The sequence below is a fragment of the Fusobacterium ulcerans ATCC 49185 genome, assembly GCF_900683735.1.
Taxonomy (GTDB): Bacteria; Fusobacteriota; Fusobacteriia; order Fusobacteriales; family Fusobacteriaceae; genus Fusobacterium_A; species Fusobacterium_A ulcerans_A.
The window spans coordinates 2,136,769-2,153,603 of record NZ_LR215979.1 but is presented as its reverse complement, the minus strand read 5'-3'; the positions used below and the strand labels follow the sequence as shown (position 1 = coordinate 2,153,603).

The window sequence follows — 16,835 nt, the reverse complement described above, 5'->3', positions numbered from 1 at the left end:
TTCCCGTAAGGAAGGTTGAAGAATGAAAATCAAAAACATAGCAATAATTGCCCATGTTGACCACGGAAAAACAACACTAGTAGATTGTCTTTTAAGACAGGCAGGAGTATTTGGGAGCCATGAACTTGAAAAAGTAGAAGAAAGAGTAATGGACTCAAATGACATTGAAAAAGAAAGAGGAATAACTATTTTCTCTAAAAATGCATCTGTGCAGTATAAGGACTATAAAATTAATATAGTTGATACTCCAGGACATGCTGACTTTGGAGGAGAAGTACAAAGAATCATGAAAATGGTAGAATCTGTTGTACTATTAGTTGATGCTTTTGAAGGACCAATGCCTCAAACTAAATATGTTTTGAAAAAAGCATTAGAGCAAGGACATAGACCAATAGTTGTAGTTAATAAGGTAGATAAGCCAAATGCAAGACCAGAAGAAGTGTTATACATGGTTTATGATCTTTTTATAGAATTGAATGCCAATGATCTTCAATTAGATTTCCCAGTAGTATATGCTTCTGGAAAAGGTGGATTTGCTAAAAAAGAACTTACTGATGTAAGTGATGATATGACTCCATTATTTGAAACTATTCTTGATCATGTTGATGACCCAGAAGGAGATCCTGAAAAACCTATGCAATTCCTTATTACTAATATAGCTTATGATAACTATGTTGGAAAATTAGCTGTAGGAAGAATACATAATGGAATTGTAAAAAGAAATCAAGAAGTTATGTTAATAAAAAGAGATGGAAAAATGATGAAAGGGAAAATTTCAGTTCTTTATGGATATGAAGGATTGAAAAGAACTGAAGTTCAAGAAGCTCAGGCAGGAGATATAGTTTGTATAGCAGGTATAGATAATATAGATATTGGAGAAACATTTGCTGATGTAAATGATCCAGTTGCTTTGCCACTTATAGACATAGATGAACCTACTCTTGCAATGACTTTTATGGTAAATGATTCACCATTTGCTGGAAAAGAAGGGAAATTTGTAACTTCTAGACATATATGGGAAAGACTGCAAAAAGAACTTCAAACAAATGTAAGTATGAGAGTAGAAGCAACTGATGCTCCAGATGCATTTGTTGTAAAAGGAAGAGGAGAACTTCAACTTTCTATACTTCTTGAGAATATGAGAAGAGAAGGATTTGAAATACAAGTTTCAAAACCAAGAGTTCTTATGAAAGAAGAAAATGGTCAAAAGATGGAACCAATTGAAATGGCTCTTATTGATGTTGATGAATGCTATACAGGTGTAGTTATAGAAAAAATAGGAAGCAGAAAAGGAGAAATGGTATCAATGGTTCCAGGTGCTGATGGATATACTCGTTTAGAGTTTAAAGTACCAGCAAGAGGACTTATAGGATTCAGAAATGAATTCCTTACAGATACTAAAGGAACTGGAATAATCAATCACTCATTCTTCAGTTTTGAGCCTCATAAAGGAGAAATTCCTATGAGAACTAAAGGTGTTCTTATAGCAACTGAACCAGGAGTAACAGTTCCATATGCTCTTAATAATATTCAGGACAGAGGAATATTATTCCTTGATCCAGGTGTTCCAGTATATGAAGGAATGATAGTTGGAGAACATAACAGAGAAAATGACCTTGTAGTAAATGTTTGTAAAACTAAAAAGCTTACTAATATGAGAGCAGCAGGAACTGATGATGCTGTTAAATTAGCTACTCCTAGAAGATTCAGCTTGGAACAGGCTCTTGATTATATAGCAGAAGATGAATTAGTTGAAGTAACTCCAACAAATATCAGATTGAGAAAGAAAGTCCTTAAAGAAGGGGAAAGAAGAAAATTTGAAAAGAGAAATGAAGACTAATCATAGAGAGGTAAAATATGAAAAAACTACTGATACTTTTCATAATATCTATCACATTTATCAGCTGCAGCAGTTTTGGAAATAAAGATACCTATTTAGTAACTCCAGAAGAAGTATTGAATGCTGTAGAAACTGATAATGTAATGCTTTTAAATAACTTTTTTGCATCAGATTTTCCTGTTGATTTTGTGAATAAAGAAGGAAAAAGTCTTTTAGTGGTAGCACTGGAGAATGACAGCCAGAAAGTTTTGGATATGCTTCTTGCAAGGGGAGTATATTTAGAAAGAACTTTTGAAGAGGGAAAGACACCTATATTTTATGTAAGGAGTCTGAATGCTTTGGAACAGATAGTAAAAGCAGGGGCAGATATAAATAGAAAAAATAGCAGTGGAAAGACTTTGCTAAGTTATTTCATAGAAACAAAACCTTTAAGTTATAGTAAATATCTCATTGAAGCAGGGGCAAATGTAAATGCAGTGGAAGAGAATAACTGGACACCAGTATTCAGAGCAGCAGTAGGAACAGATATTTCTCTGATAGAAGCTATGAAAAATAGTGAGGGAGATTTTACAAAACAAGATTTAACAGGAAATTATCCAATATACTATGCACAGGATAAAGAAGTCTTATTAAAACTTTTAAATAGTGCAAAGTATGATTTGAATACAGAAAATAAAAAAGGAGAAAATGTTTTAGGAGAAATTTATCTTAGAGCAGTATCTCATAATTATACTTCTGTTATAGAAAAACTTTTAGAAATAGGGGTAAATCCTAATTATATGTCTTATGGGGATAGTGCTTTATCAATAGCCAAAGATACTAGGAATGAATCTATGATAAAATTTTTGAATTCAAAAGGAATAAAATAAATAAAAAACACTGTCATTCATTTGGCAGTGTTTTTTGTATATGCTTAATAATAAAAAAAATTTATTATTATAGAAAATTCTTAATGATGTATGAAAATATAGAATTCTTTCTTGACATATTTTATCAGTTATGTAACAATAGTTACATAACATATGTTTTAAATAAAAATTTAATGGGGGAAGTGAATTTATATGCCACCTAAAGCAAAAATAACCAAAAGAATGATTTTAGATACAGTTTTGGATATTACAAGAGAAACAGGATTTGAAACTGTAAATGCAAGAAGTGTTGCAAATAAACTACAATGTTCTACCAGACCAATTTTTACCTGTTATGAGAATATGGATGCATTAAAAAATGAGTTTCTTATTTTTGCTTATGAATATTACAATCAATATGTAATTAATTATCAAAATTCTGTAGATATCAGTCCTTATTTAATCCATCCTCTGTCATATATTGAATTTGCTCAAGAAGAAACATATTTATTTAAGCTGCTGTTTATAAGTGATATGGATTTGCAAATGACAGATATAAAAGATTTTTACAAAGAAGTGGACAATGAAAAAAGAGCAGAAGCTTTTTCAAAAGCTATAGGAATAAGGCTGGAATGCGCAAAAGTAATATTTTTGGATTTGTTTCTTTATACTCATGGAATAGCAGTATTAACAGTTATGAAAAAATTAACTTTAGATAGGAATAATGCTGAAAAAATGTTAATGAATATATTATCAGCTTTTATTAAACAAGAAAAACCAGATTGGAATTCAGCCATTTGATGCTGAATGTATAAGGGAGGAGAATATGAAAACAAATCACTACTTAATTGATTTTTATAATAACTATGATGAAGATAAGAGATTAACATTAAAACATGGATCAGTTGAGTTTCTCACAACTATGCATTATATTGAAAAATATATAAGACCTGGTGATTGTGTACTTGAAATTGGTGCAGGAACTGGCAGATATTCTCATACATTAGCACGTCTGGGATATAGTGTGGATGCAGTGGAGTTAGTAGGACATAACATAGAGATTTTTCGTCAGAATACTCATCCTGAGGAAAATATAACAATTAGACAGGGAAATGCCATGGATTTATCTGGATTTTCAGACAATCAATATGATATTACCTTATTGTTAGGTCCCTTGTATCATCTTTATACTATAGAAGATAAACATCAAGCTTTAAAAGAAGCAATTCGTGTAACAAAGCCAGGAGGAGTTATTTTTGCTGCATATGTTATATCTGATATGTGTATTCTTGATGAAGGATTCAATCGTAATAATGTTAATATTGAAAAATATATAGAAGAAGGTTTGATTGATGCTCAAACATTTGCAACTAAATCACAGCCAAAAGATTTATTTGAACTTGTTCGTAAAGAAAATATTGATGATTTGATGTCAAAATTTTCTGTGTCACGGTTACACTATGTTGCATCAAATGGTTGTACTTTATTTATGCGTGAAAAGATAGATGCTATGGATGATAAAACATTTGAATTATATTTAAAATATCATATTGCTACTTGTGAACGTGAAGATTTGATAGGATTTACTAATAATTCGCTTGATATATTCAGAAAATAAGTATTTATTTTAAATTTTTAGAATATTTTAAAATTTGTCAAAAAAAAGTGGAAATTATTTAAAGAAAATAGTAAAATATAAACTGACAAGTAATGTTTACACAAAAGGAGGTGGTATTTAAAATGAAGATAAAAACAGGGATTGTATATTATTTTATGGCATTTGTCTTTTTGTTTTTTACTTCAACTTTAAATATAAAGACTACCAGACCTCCTTTAATAGTAAGAAGCACACAAGAAAATCTAATTCTTTTGCATGAAAAACAACCAATTCAAAATTATGTCTCTGCAAATTTAACAGACAATGGGAACACAGATGTAGCTGTATGGAGAGATTTTCTCCCAGAAGTCTTAATAGAAAGCAGTGTCCAAGAAGAAAAAATAATCACTCATGAAAAAATTGAGAACAAACAGTATAAAAAGCCATTATACACCATACTTTCTCGGTATAGAGAACGGGTATTGAGGATTTGATATATTCTTTCATTTTTAAATAACAATTATAAAAAAATGGAGGAAAAAAATGTTAAGTGCAAAAGAGAAAATGGAATTGGAAGAATTAGAATTAATGAATGATAAAATAGATGAGGAAACAAATAAGGAAATTGAAGATGAATATGAGTATGACAATAGATTTGGAGCTACTCTATTATTAATTTCATACTGCGCTATTGCTTTATTTATAATTTATAAAGTGGCAGAACTTTTAGTAAAAAGATTTAGTTGATAAGGAGTAAAAGGGGATGGATTTAGGAAAAAAGCTATCAGCAGTATTTATAGGATTATTTTTATCAGTCGTAGTTTATGCTAATGGAACTGCTTTTCAAGCAAAAGAGCTGTATAATGAAATGAAATTAAATGGGCTCATTAAATATGATGTTTTTGTACAAGGAGTAGAAGGATTTAATAAAATTGATAAGAAAGAAAAAAATATTCTTACAATAGTTGATTTTTCATTGCCTTCAACAGAAGAAAGAATGTATGTTTTAGATTTAGAAAAGAAGGAACTTCTTTTTAAATCTTATGTATCTCATGGAAAAAACACAGGTGACTTATATGCAGAAAATTTTTCTAATGTAGCTGAGTCTAATAAGAGTTCTTTAGGATTTTTTATGACAGAAGCACCATATAAAGGAAGTAATGGATATTCATTGAGGCTTGCTGGATTGGAAAAAGGAATAAATGATAATGCTATGAAGAGGAATATAGTAGTACATGGAGCTGACTATGCTAATCCTGAAATGATAAAAACATCTGGAAGATTGGGAAGAAGTTTTGGATGTTTTGCAGTCCCAGAAGATATCAATCATGAAATAATTGATACCATAAAAGGCAGAAGTATTATATATGTCTATGCAGACAAATTAAAATTAACAGAAGAAAGATATGTAAGTTTAAGCCTTTAAAAAATTTAACCTCTAGACTGGTAATTCAGTTTAGAGGTTTTTATACTTTTCTCAATTATAAAAATACCTCATATATCTTTTAAAATATATGAGGTACTGTTATTTAATCTTCTAAATTTTCAACTGTGGTTTCTTTTAAGAAATTAAAAAGTTTTACAAAATTTTCTTTATTAAATATAACGAATTCCCCAAGAGATTTTTTCATTGGAAATATACTAAAAACTTTATTTGTGATAAAAAAAGAAACATATCTGATATTTTCATCTTCAGGATCTATATATATATTTATAAAAAAATTACTTTTATTTTTTTCTTCCACAGATAAGAGGTATTTTAAAGCATCATATTTTCCATTGAGTATTTCACTTTTTAACCATGGGATATTTCCAACATATTGATAATAAAGTTTTGTAGTCAATTTTGGTTTCATATTATTTCACCTTTAAATTCCATTCCCATGCAGTTCTTATTATATCTTTTACATTAGTGTAATGAGGTTTCCATCCAAGTTCAGCTATAGCTTTTTCACTTGAAGCTATAACGCATGGAGGATCTCCTGGTCTTCTTGATGTAATTTCTGCAGGAATATTTATTTTAGTTACTTCTTTTGCAGCATTAAGCATCTCAAGAACTGTAAAACCACTGCCATTACCCAGATTGTATATACCACTTGTATTTTCTTCTAATTTTTTGAGTGATAGGATATGAGCTCTTACTAAATCTACAACATGAATATAATCTCTCACTCCAGTTCCATCTTTAGTATTAAAATCGTTTCCATAAATAGAAAGCTTAGGAATAGTTCCTTTTGCAGCTTTTAATATAAGAGGAATAAGTGCAGTAATTCCTTCTCCCATTTGACCAATCTCATGTTTTTCATGAGCTCCACCTACATTGAAATATCTGAATATAGAATAATTTAATCTATAAGCTTCTGCACAGTCCATAATAATTCTTTCAGACATAAGTTTACTCATTCCATAAGGGTTAATAGGATCTTTTGAATGATTTTCATCTACAGGCTCAGGTTCTTTTACATTTCCATAAACAGCTGCAGTAGAAGAGAAAACTATATTTTTAATATTATTTTTTCTCATTGATTCTAACAGGCACATAACAGTGTAAGTATTATTCATATAATATTTATTGGGCTCTACAACACTTTCAGGGACTTTTATATACCCAGCAAAGTGCATTACAGCATCAATTTTGTTTTCATTAAATATTTTGTCCATCATATTACTGTCTTGAACATTTCCATGATAGAATTTTGCTCTTTTATCTACAAGCTGCATAAAACCATTTTCCAAACTATCTATAACAACTACAGAATAACCAGAATCAAGAAGTTCTGCAGTAGCATGACTTCCAATATATCCAGCTCCTCCTGTAACTAAAATATTTTTCATAAAGGACCTCCTAAAAAGTAGTATCAATATATTATAACATTAAAAAAAGCAAGTTTGAATGGTAAATTTAGATATATTTTCTTGGAGTTAAAATATTATCAGGTATAGGTACTTTTTTATTGAATAACTTTATAAAACTTCCGTTAAAAAGAAGCATAATTAGTGTACCTATTCCAATACCTTGGAGGGATTTATTATATATTCCAAAAAGAAGAGCTATAACAAAAGGAACACCAAGATATACATAATTTGCCTTTTTCATATCAGGAACCAAATAATCATTAACAGTTTTTAAAAATTGATCAAAAGGGTTCATAGCTATATTTAATCTAAGATAAACAGAGATTCCACAGCTGAGTATAAGATTTCCAATTATAAAGAAAAGTATTTTTGAAACTATATGCTCAGGATGCACCCATGAAAATATATTTAAAAAGAAATCAAGAAATTTTCCAAATATATATGCTACAAAAAAAGAACCAGCAAGTTTGAAAAATTCAAATTTTTTACTGATGAATATAATTGGTATAAAAACTAAAAAATTAAGAATAATAGTACATATACCTATTTGGAGGAGAAAGACTTTTGACATTCCTATACTTGCAGCAACCCAAGGACCACTTCCAATATCTCCTTTAATTAACAAAAAATTTCCAAAAGCATTTACTAAAATTGAAAAAATCCAAAGAGCATATTTCTTAATTAGATTTATATTCATGTTTCCCCTCACTTATAAAAATAAACTATATTCCATAATTTTTGATTATACCACGCTTCTTTCGAAATTTAAATAGAAATTAGAAAAATTAATATTTTCTATAAAAAAACTTGATTTTACAGATTTTAAGATATAATTTTTTTATGAATTAAGATTTTGAAAAAAGAAAGAAAAGAACAAAAAAGCTGCCATTTGGCAGCCAACTTCTATTTTGTATAACTTAAATATTCTTCTAAAGTTTCAATGATGCAGTTATAAAAGAAATCATGGGCTAATGAATAGTCTTTATAGTAACTTTTATCAAGAGCCTGATAATATTCTAATCTGTCTACAGTTAGAATAGTAATTGGAGGATAACCAAGTTTTAAAAGCTCTAAATTAGTTAAAAGTCTGGAAGTTCTGCCATTGCCATCTATAAAAGGATGTATGTTAATAAAGTGGCAAGTGAATTCTATAATTCTATTTATTGTAATGGGACCTCCATTATACCAGTTGAGAAGTGCATATATTTCCTGAGAAATTAAATGAGAAGGAATGACATTATGAGAAGCTCCACCTATTTGTACATTTGCATCTCTATATTTTCCAGCACTGACTCTATCAATTCCACTTAAAATTATAGAATGGATCGATTTTATATCATATTCTGATAATTTTCTATCTTTCAATTCTTCAATAAATAAAAGAGCTTCAGCATGATTTTTAACTTCTAAATGTTCTCTTAAAGTTTTTTTAGCAATAGTGATGCCAGTTTCTATTATAACTTTTGTTTCTATTTCTGTAAGTGTATTTCCCTCAATAGCATTTGAATTATATGTATTTTTTATTATATAATTTTCTTTAATTCTTTTGAGTTCACTTTGTGAAAGAGGTCTTTTTTTAATTCATAAATTTTATCTAATTTATTTAACATATAAGCTCCTTTGATATTCCCAGTTTCCTTAATATGTTTTCTACTATACACATTAATAAATTCTTCTATTTTATATATTTTAACATTATCATAACTCGTTATAAAATACAACTTTTTTCTTTTTTATAGAAAAAGAACATATCAAAATTTATTTTTGATATGTTCTTATAGTTGAATGCATATTTAATATATTTTAATATTGAGCTTCTGAAAGAACTTTGTCTTTTCCAAATTCTTTATCTAGAATAAGAGTAATATTTACTTCAGCTTTTGTGTCTAAAGCAGCTCTTATTTCATCAGCTATATCTTTAGCCACATCATTATAAGCTTTTTTATTAAATTCTTCCCAAGCTTTATCTGTGAAAAGACTATCTGTTTCTATAACTACAAAAGGTGTTCCATTAATCACTCCTATATCTATATCATCAATTTTTAATTTGTGTGTACCATCAGTGATATAAGAATGTTTCAGCTCTATTTTTTCTTCTAATAAATCAAGTGTCTTATCTCCACCAGCAAAAGCAAAAGAAGACATAATCAGCATTAATCCTATAAGTTGTTTTTTCATAAATGTACCTCCAAGGAATTAAAAGTAGTATTCTAAAAAGTTCAGATTAGGCCATAATTCTGCAAAATCAAGTTTAATTATAGGTATATTAGTATTTATTTTACTGTTATCAAGAGTTAAAATTAAATCTGGTTTCATATTATTTGAAAAGAAACAATCTAATTCATAACTTGAAATTATAGTGATGTTATTTATCTTATAAAAGTTTTTAAGATATTTTGAAACAAGTTTTCCTAAAAAATGTTTAATAGAGTTATCTATTATCAGAATACTTTTCCTGCTTGTCTTTAATCCATCAGATTTTAAAATATGATTTTTCAATAATAAAGTAATGAAAAGGAGATCATCAGCATGAAATTGTCTAAATACTTTTTTAGTAAAATCATTTACAATTTCAAAAATATTTTCACATGAATCAGGAATATGAGAGATTTTTTTTTGATGCTGGCTTATATTAAATTCAGCTTTATAGTTAGAAAGCTTAAAAGAATATGAAAGTATCATTAAAAAATTCTCATCAATAGTAAAATTAATATTTAATTTTTCTTTTAAAATAGCAAGAAATTCTTCAATCTCTGGTTTTAACTTATACTCTCCTTTATAAGTTTCAATATCAGAATCAAGAAAAACAGATATGATTTGGTCAGTCTCATAATCTTCAATAGGTATATGGATATTATTTAATAATTTTTCCTTAAGATTTTGATATTTTTGAGAATGTGAATTATTTTCTATTTTTAAAGAATCATCCTTAAAATTTTTCCTTAATTTTCCAGATAATATAATGCCTATTACATAGTAAAAGCTTTCTGGAGGAAGAGTAATATTGATATCTCTTGTAACTTCCATAAGCATTCTATCTATTAAGGATATACTGCAATTTTCATTAAACACCTTTAAGAATTTCTGAAATATTTTATTAATATTCCCTTTTTTTATCAGTAATTTTTCTATAAACTGGCTAAGAAGCTGTCTTAAATCAGCTTCTTTTCCAACTAAGGTAACTCCTTTTCCTGCTACTGGAATGAGTTCAATATTTTTATTAGAGAAAAACTCTTTTACATCTATCATATCATAGTTGAGAGCTCTTCTTGTTATCCCAAGTTCTTCTGATATTGGATTTAATGTTATAAGGTTATCTGTAAGTAGTTTTAATATAATATATTCTTTTCTTTCTTCTACAGTTATAACTTCTTTGGAAATAAGATGGGAAATTAATCGAAAATCTTTGTTTTTAATGTAATAAACACCATTATTTTCAACTAAAGAGTTCAGATTGTTGTTTTTTAAGAAATCTTTTATTGTTTTTATATTGTTTGCTACAGTTCTATTTGTTATGGAAAAAAAATCTGCAAGTTCCTCAATTGTAAACTTATTCCCAGTGAGGAATAAGTTAATAATTTTAAGAGAACGCTTTGTTAAAATCATTAGAACACTCCTCTAGTTTTTTATAATACATATCATTATAGAAAAAAATTATGAAAATTGAGTGACAAATGAAAAAAAATATGGTAATATCTATACATAAATATATATAGATAAAAAAGAGGTGATTTAAATGGCAGCTAAAAAAAATGAAGAAGTGAGTAAAGAAAAAGCATTAGACCTTGCTATAAAACAAATATCAAAAGAGTTTGGAGAAGGTTCTATAATGAAACTTGGAAATAACCTAAGTATGAATGTAGAAGTTATTTCAACTGGGAGTTTAAATCTTAATATGGCATTAGGTGTAGGAGGGGTTCCTAGAGGGAGAATAATAGAAGTATATGGAGCTGAAAGTTCAGGAAAAACAACAATAGCTCTTCATATAGTGGCAGAGGCTCAAAAAGCTGGAGGAATAGCAGCATTTATAGATGCTGAACATGCACTGGACCCTGTATATGCAAAAGCCTTGGGAGTAGATGTAGATGAACTGTTGATATCTCAGCCAGACTATGGAGAGCAAGCTTTGGAAATAGCAGATATGCTTGTAAGATCAAATGCTGTAGATATTATAGTAGTGGATTCAGTAGCTGCACTTGTACCTAAAGTAGAAATAGATGGAGAAATGGGAGATCAGCAGATGGGACTTCAAGCCAGACTTATGTCAAAGGCTTTGAGAAAGCTTACAGCAACATTAAACAAATCTAAAACAACAATGGTGTTTATTAACCAGATCAGAGATAAAATTGGTGGATTTGGATTTGGACCTCAAACTACAACTACTGGAGGTAAAGCTTTAAAATTCTATTCATCAGTAAGATTAGAGGTAAAAAGAATAGGATCAGTAAAGCAGGGAGATGAAGTAATAGGTAATGAAACTGTTGTAAAAGTTACTAAAAATAAAGTGGCTCCTCCATTTAAAGAAGCAGCATTCCAAATAATGTATGGAAGAGGAATAACTAGAGTAGGAGAAATAATGGAAATAGCTCTGAATAATGATATAGTTTCAAAATCTGGAGCATGGTTTAGCTTTGGAGATATCAGACTTGGACAGGGAAAAGAAAATGTAAAGGCAAGACTTGAAGCAGAACCAGAATTATTTGAACAGATAGAGAAAAAAGTTCTTGAAATAATAGAAAAGGGGGGATTAGATAGTAAACCTTCTAAAAAGAAAGCGACAGAAAGTACTGAATCGGATGAAAATGACGTATTAGATTTTGATGTTGATAATGAAGAAGTTATTGAAGAAGAAATATAATTTTAGGAATTGAAGATAGGAGCTGATTTATGAAGATATTTAAATCTGGCAGAGGAAATTATTTATATGCAGAAGTTTCTTTTTGGGCAAGAATAAAAAAATGGTTGAGAAAAAATAGAAAATGTAATAAAATATTATTATAAATAAAAAATTATGTTTTTAAAATTCAAACCCCCAAGAGGAGATGAGGTATATGGAAAAAATACTTTTAAAAAATGGGAAATTTGTTTTGGCAAATAGAATTGTTTCAGGAGATTTATTAGTAATAGATGGTAAAATAAAAAAAATAACAGAAAATGAAAATCCTTTATATGAAAATGGTATAGATTTAAAAGGAAAATATGTAGTGCCAGGATTTATAGATGCACATATTCATGGAGCATATGGAGCAGATGCGATGGATGGAACTGTGGAAGCATTAAAGACTATTTCATCATTTGTGGTAAAACATGGAACTACTAACTTCCTTGCTACAACTCTTACAAGTACAAAAGAAATATTAAAAAATGTTTTGGAAAAAATAGGAGAAGTGCAGGACAAAGAATTAGATGGAGCAAATATATTTGGTGCTCATATGGAAGGACCATATTTTGATATACAATACAAAGGTGCTCAAAATGAAAAATATATGAAACCAGCTGGAATAGAAGAGATAAAAGAGTATTTAAATGTAAAACCAGGACTTGTAAAATTATTTTCATTATCACCTAAAGGTGATGCTGCTCTTGAAGCAATCAAATTCTTAAAAGAAAATGGAGTAATAGTTTCTGTCGGGCACTCAGCAGTTTATTTTGATGATGTACAAAAAGCTATAAAAGCTGGATTAAGTCACTCAACACATACATATAACGGAATGAGAGGATTTACTCACAGAGAACCTGGAGTAGTAGGGGCAGTATTAACTAATGATGCTGTAATGGCAGAAATTATATTTGATAAAATACATGTACATCCAGAAGCGGTAAGACTTTTGTTAAAAGCAAAAGGTGTAGATAAAGTAGAATGTATTACAGATGCTATGAGTGCAACTGGACTTCCTGATGGTAATTATAAACTTGGAGAACTTGATGTTTATGTAAAAGACAGTCAGGCAAGACTTGTAAGTAATGATTCATTGGCTGGAAGTGTTCTTACTTTAGATAAAGCATTTAAAAATGTTATTGAATTAGGATACAGTATTTTTGATGCAGTTAAAATGACAAGTACAAATGCAGCTAAGGAATTTGGTCTTAATACTGGAGAAATTTCAGAAGGAAAAGATGCTGACCTTGTTGTATTAAATGGAGATTATTCTGTTAATATGACTTTTGTAAAAGGTAAATTAAAATATCAAGCTTAAAAAGATAAAAAATAATATAAAATAAAATTTATTTAGATGACCTATTCTTGAAAAGAAGCTGATTTTAATTTTTATGTAAAAAAAGATCTTGACAAAAGTAAGAATAACATCTACAATAAACATGAATAAAATAGATCCGGTAGGTAAGGCTACTACAGGGATATGGATTGCTGCCGCAAAATAGTGGAGACACTATGCGTTGGTTTGAACAGGCGATATCGAAACCAAGGTATCATCTAATGCAATTTCACCGCCCTGCAGAGTTAAAGCTCAAACGGTGGCATAAATCATGTAGTGGTGATTTTATATTTGGGATATTTCCCATACCATTGTTTTTGCTTTGGTATGGGATTTTTTTATTGATAATAATTTTTAGAAAGTAGAGAGGTGAGAAGGATGGACACGGGAAATAGCAACAGTACAGACCTGAAAGGGCAGAGTATGAGTGGAATAGATGAGACTGAATGTCTGTCCTTCTGCTCTATAAAAATATATAATATATAATCTTTGTTCTTTTAGTTATGTTTTGCTTGCTTTCAAAAACTTATTAGAAAGTAAAGGAGGAACAGACCAATGATGAAAGAAAAAATGAAAAGAACTCATCTAAGAAAAAATACAGAAAAATTAGTTCATAGAGATGAGGTAAATGCAAGAATGGAATATGCAGCAAATAATGATATTGCTGACATATTAAAAAGATTAGGAAGCACAGCAAAAGGAATAACAAAGGAAAGAATAAAATTTTCTAAAGAAAAATATGGAAGAAACAAAGTAACACAGGGAAAGAAAAAATCTCTTTTCAAAAAGATATGTGATGCTTTTATAAATCCTTTTACAGCAATACTTTTTTGTTTAGCAATAGTTTCTGGAATAACAGATATTATTCTTCCTATTTATCATAATACTCCTGAAGATGTGGATATTATGACAGTAACAATAATTTTAACTATGGTATTGATATCAGGAGCTCTTCGTTTTATACAAGAGGCAAGAAGCAATAATGCAGCAGAAAGACTTCTCGAAATGATTACAACTACTACATGTGTAGAAAGAATGGAAGAGGGAAAAAAAGAGATACCTTTGGAAGAAGTTGTAGTTGGAGATATAGTACATCTTGCAGCTGGAGATATGATTCCAGCAGATATGAGAATCATTGAAGCTAAGGATTTATTTATCAGTCAGTCAGCTTTAACTGGAGAGAGTGAACCTTTAGAGAAAATATCAGAAGTGGCAAAAGAAGAGAGAGAAACTCTTACTGAATACAATAACCTAGCATTTATGGGAAGTAATGTCATCAGTGGAGCAGCAGCTGGAGTAGTAATTTCTGTTGGAGATGATACTATATTTGGCTCAATGGCACAATCGATATCAGAAGAGCCAGTGGTTACAAGTTTTGAAAAGGGAGTAAATTCAGTTTCATGGGTACTTATTCGTTTCATGCTGGTAATGGTTCCAGTGGTATTTTTTATCAATGGAATGACAAAAGGAAATTGGATACAGGCATTTCTTTTTGCAGTATCTATAGCAGTAGGGCTTACTCCAGAAATGCTTCCTATGATAGTGACTACTTGTTTGGCAAAGGGTGCAGTATCTATGTCAAAGAAAAAAACTATAGTAAAAAATCTCAATTCTATTCAGAATTTTGGGGCTATGGATATTCTTTGTACAGATAAAACAGGAACTTTGACACAGGATAAAGTAGTGTTGGAATATCATATGGATGTTCATGGTAAAGAGGACAGCCGTGTGCTTCGTCATGCTTTTCTTAACAGCTGGTATCAGACAGGACTTAAAAATCTTATGGATGTGTCTATAATCCAAAGAACAGAAGAAGAGAGCAGTGAAGATATCTCTTTGAAAAAATTAAATGAAATGTATAAGAAAGTAGATGAGATACCATTTGACTTTTCTCGTCGTCGTATGACAGTAGTTGTTGAAGATGGCAGTGGAAAAACACAGATGATTACTAAGGGAGCAGTGGAAGAAATGCTTTCTATATGTAAATATGTGGAATATAAAGGTAATGTAGAACTTTTGAATGATGAATTAAAAAAAGATATTCTTCAAACAGTGGATAATTTTAATGAAGATGGAATGAGAGTTATAGCAGTAGCACAGAAAACAAATCCTTCTCCAGTAGGAGCTTTTGGAGTAAAAGATGAATGTGATATGGTTCTCATAGGATATCTTGCTTTTCTTGATCCTCCAAAAGAAACTACAGCCAAAGCTATACAAGCATTAAAAGAGTATGGAGTAACTACTAAAATTTTAACAGGAGATAATGATAAAGTTACAAGAAGTATATGTCAAAAGGTAGGACTTAAAGTAGAAAAAATACTTTTAGGTTCTGATTTGGAAAGAATGAGTGACTATGAATTAGGAAAAGCTGCAGAAAATATAAGTGTCTTTGCAAAACTTTCTCCTGATCAAAAAGCCAGAATAGTAAAAATACTTCGTGATAATGGACATACTGTTGGATTTATGGGAGATGGAATAAATGATGCAGCTGCTATGAAAGCAGCAGATATAGGAATATCAGTGGATACAGCAGTGGATATTGCTAAAGAATCAGCAGATATTATTCTTTTGGAAAAAGATCTGATGGTACTTGAAGAGGGAATAATAGAAGGACGTAAAACATATGCCAATATGATAAAATATATAAAAATGACAGCTTCATCAAATTTTGGAAATATGTTTTCTGTACTTGCAGCAAGTGCATTTATTCCATTTTTACCTATGATGAGTGTCCAATTAATATTTTTGAATTTGATTTATGATCTTTCATGTACTGCTATTCCTTGGGACAATGTAGATGATGAATTTTTAAGAATACCAAGAAAATGGGATGCTTCATCTGTTGGAAAGTTTATGTTGTGGATAGGACCTACAAGTTCAATATTTGATATAACAACATATCTTGTACTTTATTTTATTATATGTCCAATGTTTGTATCAGGGGGGCTTCCTTATCATATGATTCCAGCATCAGATGAATCAATGAGAACTATGTTTATAGCTTTGTTTCAAACAGGGTGGTTTGTCGAATCTATGTGGACACAGACATTGGTTATCCATATGATAAGAACACCAAAAATTCCATTTATTCAAAGCAGAGCTTCATTGTCAGTAACTTTGCTTACTTGCAGTGGAATATTATTCCTTTCATTAATTCCGTATACAAAACTTGGAGAAATGATAGGACTTACAGTACTGCCAGCTGTATATTGGCCTTTCCTTATAGCTACAGTTATTCTTTATATGGTATTAGTTACATTCCTAAAGAAGATATATGTGAAACGTTATAGAGAGCTTTTATAAAATTAAAAAAAGGAGTGGGAGTTTTTCACTCCTTTTTTAGTAAAATATATTTTAATTTATTTACATTAAAAGAATTAAAATTTTATCAAGATTTTTTTATTTTCTAAATTTATTATAAAAACTTTTATTTGATTCTATAATTTTGTAAAATAAAAAGAAAATATTTTATGAAAAAG

At 29.5% G+C, this 16,835-nt stretch carries 16 protein-coding genes and 1 riboswitch; of the genes, 10 read left to right on the top strand and 6 right to left on the bottom strand.

Going from position 1 to position 16,835, the window contains the following annotated elements; all coding sequences use genetic code 11:
* Positions 1 to 22 precede the first annotated feature (22 nt).
* The 7 genes from typA (at position 23) to E0E45_RS09635 (ending at position 5,711) form a co-directional block, all read left to right on the top strand.
* On the top strand, positions 23 to 1,840 hold the full coding sequence (gene typA, locus E0E45_RS09665; RefSeq protein ID WP_130890969.1) for a translational GTPase TypA: 1,818 nt from the start codon (positions 23 to 25) through the stop codon (positions 1,838 to 1,840).
* A gap of 17 nt (positions 1,841 to 1,857) precedes the next feature.
* Positions 1,858 to 2,709: an ankyrin repeat domain-containing protein gene (locus E0E45_RS09660; protein ID WP_130890968.1), complete on the top strand. Its 852-nt coding sequence runs from the start codon at positions 1,858 to 1,860 to the stop codon at positions 2,707 to 2,709.
* A gap of 192 nt (positions 2,710 to 2,901) precedes the next feature.
* Positions 2,902 to 3,489, top strand: coding sequence for a TetR/AcrR family transcriptional regulator (locus E0E45_RS09655; protein ID WP_130890967.1), 588 nt, complete (start codon positions 2,902 to 2,904; stop codon positions 3,487 to 3,489).
* 25 nt (positions 3,490 to 3,514) lie between these two features.
* Positions 3,515 to 4,306: a class I SAM-dependent methyltransferase gene (locus E0E45_RS09650; RefSeq protein ID WP_130890966.1), complete on the top strand. Its 792-nt coding sequence runs from the start codon at positions 3,515 to 3,517 to the stop codon at positions 4,304 to 4,306.
* A gap of 122 nt (positions 4,307 to 4,428) precedes the next feature.
* Entirely contained in the window at positions 4,429 to 4,779 is a 351-nt protein-coding gene (locus E0E45_RS09645) for a hypothetical protein (RefSeq protein ID WP_130890965.1), read from the top strand.
* 49 nt (positions 4,780 to 4,828) lie between these two features.
* Positions 4,829 to 5,032 (top strand): hypothetical protein, encoded by a 204-nt coding sequence (locus E0E45_RS09640; protein ID WP_130890964.1) that lies wholly within the window; start codon positions 4,829 to 4,831, stop codon positions 5,030 to 5,032.
* A 16-nt stretch (positions 5,033 to 5,048) separates the two neighbouring features.
* Complete coding sequence (locus E0E45_RS09635) at positions 5,049 to 5,711, top strand: murein L,D-transpeptidase catalytic domain family protein (protein ID WP_130890963.1); 663 nt, start codon at positions 5,049 to 5,051, stop codon at positions 5,709 to 5,711.
* A gap of 103 nt (positions 5,712 to 5,814) precedes the next feature.
* Here the strand turns inward: E0E45_RS09635 and E0E45_RS09630 are convergent, their stop codons facing one another.
* From E0E45_RS09630 to E0E45_RS09605, 6 genes are all read right to left on the bottom strand, one after another.
* Positions 5,815 to 6,141 (bottom strand): hypothetical protein, encoded by a 327-nt coding sequence (locus tag E0E45_RS09630; RefSeq protein ID WP_130890962.1) that lies wholly within the window; start codon positions 6,139 to 6,141, stop codon positions 5,815 to 5,817.
* A 1-nt stretch (position 6,142) separates the two neighbouring features.
* Positions 6,143 to 7,120: a UDP-glucose 4-epimerase GalE gene (gene galE / locus E0E45_RS09625; protein ID WP_130890961.1), complete on the bottom strand. Its 978-nt coding sequence runs from the start codon at positions 7,118 to 7,120 to the stop codon at positions 6,143 to 6,145.
* Between the two features lie 67 nt (positions 7,121 to 7,187).
* Positions 7,188 to 7,838, bottom strand: coding sequence for a YczE/YyaS/YitT family protein (locus E0E45_RS09620; protein WP_130890960.1), 651 nt, complete (start codon positions 7,836 to 7,838; stop codon positions 7,188 to 7,190).
* 206 nt (positions 7,839 to 8,044) lie between these two features.
* Positions 8,045 to 8,506, bottom strand: a complete 462-nt coding sequence (locus tag E0E45_RS09615) for a Fic family protein (protein WP_232044092.1) — start codon at positions 8,504 to 8,506, stop codon at positions 8,045 to 8,047.
* A 438-nt stretch (positions 8,507 to 8,944) separates the two neighbouring features.
* A complete protein-coding gene (locus E0E45_RS09610) occupies positions 8,945 to 9,319 on the bottom strand; it encodes a hypothetical protein (protein ID WP_130890959.1) in 375 nt (124 codons plus the stop codon).
* A gap of 18 nt (positions 9,320 to 9,337) precedes the next feature.
* Positions 9,338 to 10,747 carry an HTH domain-containing protein gene (locus E0E45_RS09605; protein ID WP_130890958.1) on the bottom strand — a complete coding sequence of 470 codons (1,410 nt, stop codon included), beginning with the start codon at positions 10,745 to 10,747 and terminating at the stop codon, positions 9,338 to 9,340.
* A gap of 130 nt (positions 10,748 to 10,877) precedes the next feature.
* Here E0E45_RS09605 and recA point away from each other — a divergent pair, with 130 nt between their 5' ends.
* The 3 genes from recA to mgtA all read left to right on the top strand — a co-directional run bounded on the left by recA (position 10,878) and on the right by mgtA (position 16,659).
* The gene (recA, locus tag E0E45_RS09600; RefSeq protein ID WP_130890957.1) at positions 10,878 to 11,999 is read left to right on the top strand and encodes a recombinase RecA; all 1,122 of its coding nucleotides are present in this window, start codon (positions 10,878 to 10,880) and stop codon (positions 11,997 to 11,999) included.
* Between the two features lie 193 nt (positions 12,000 to 12,192).
* A complete protein-coding gene (gene nagA / locus E0E45_RS09595; RefSeq protein WP_130890956.1) occupies positions 12,193 to 13,338 on the top strand; it encodes an N-acetylglucosamine-6-phosphate deacetylase in 1,146 nt (381 codons plus the stop codon).
* 128 nt (positions 13,339 to 13,466) lie between these two features.
* A riboswitch (M-box (ykoK) riboswitch) is annotated at positions 13,467 to 13,628 on the top strand.
* Positions 13,629 to 13,911: 283 nt separating this feature from the next.
* The gene (mgtA, locus tag E0E45_RS09590; protein ID WP_130890955.1) at positions 13,912 to 16,659 is read left to right on the top strand and encodes a magnesium-translocating P-type ATPase; all 2,748 of its coding nucleotides are present in this window, start codon (positions 13,912 to 13,914) and stop codon (positions 16,657 to 16,659) included.
* The last annotated feature ends 176 nt before the right edge of the window (positions 16,660 to 16,835 follow it).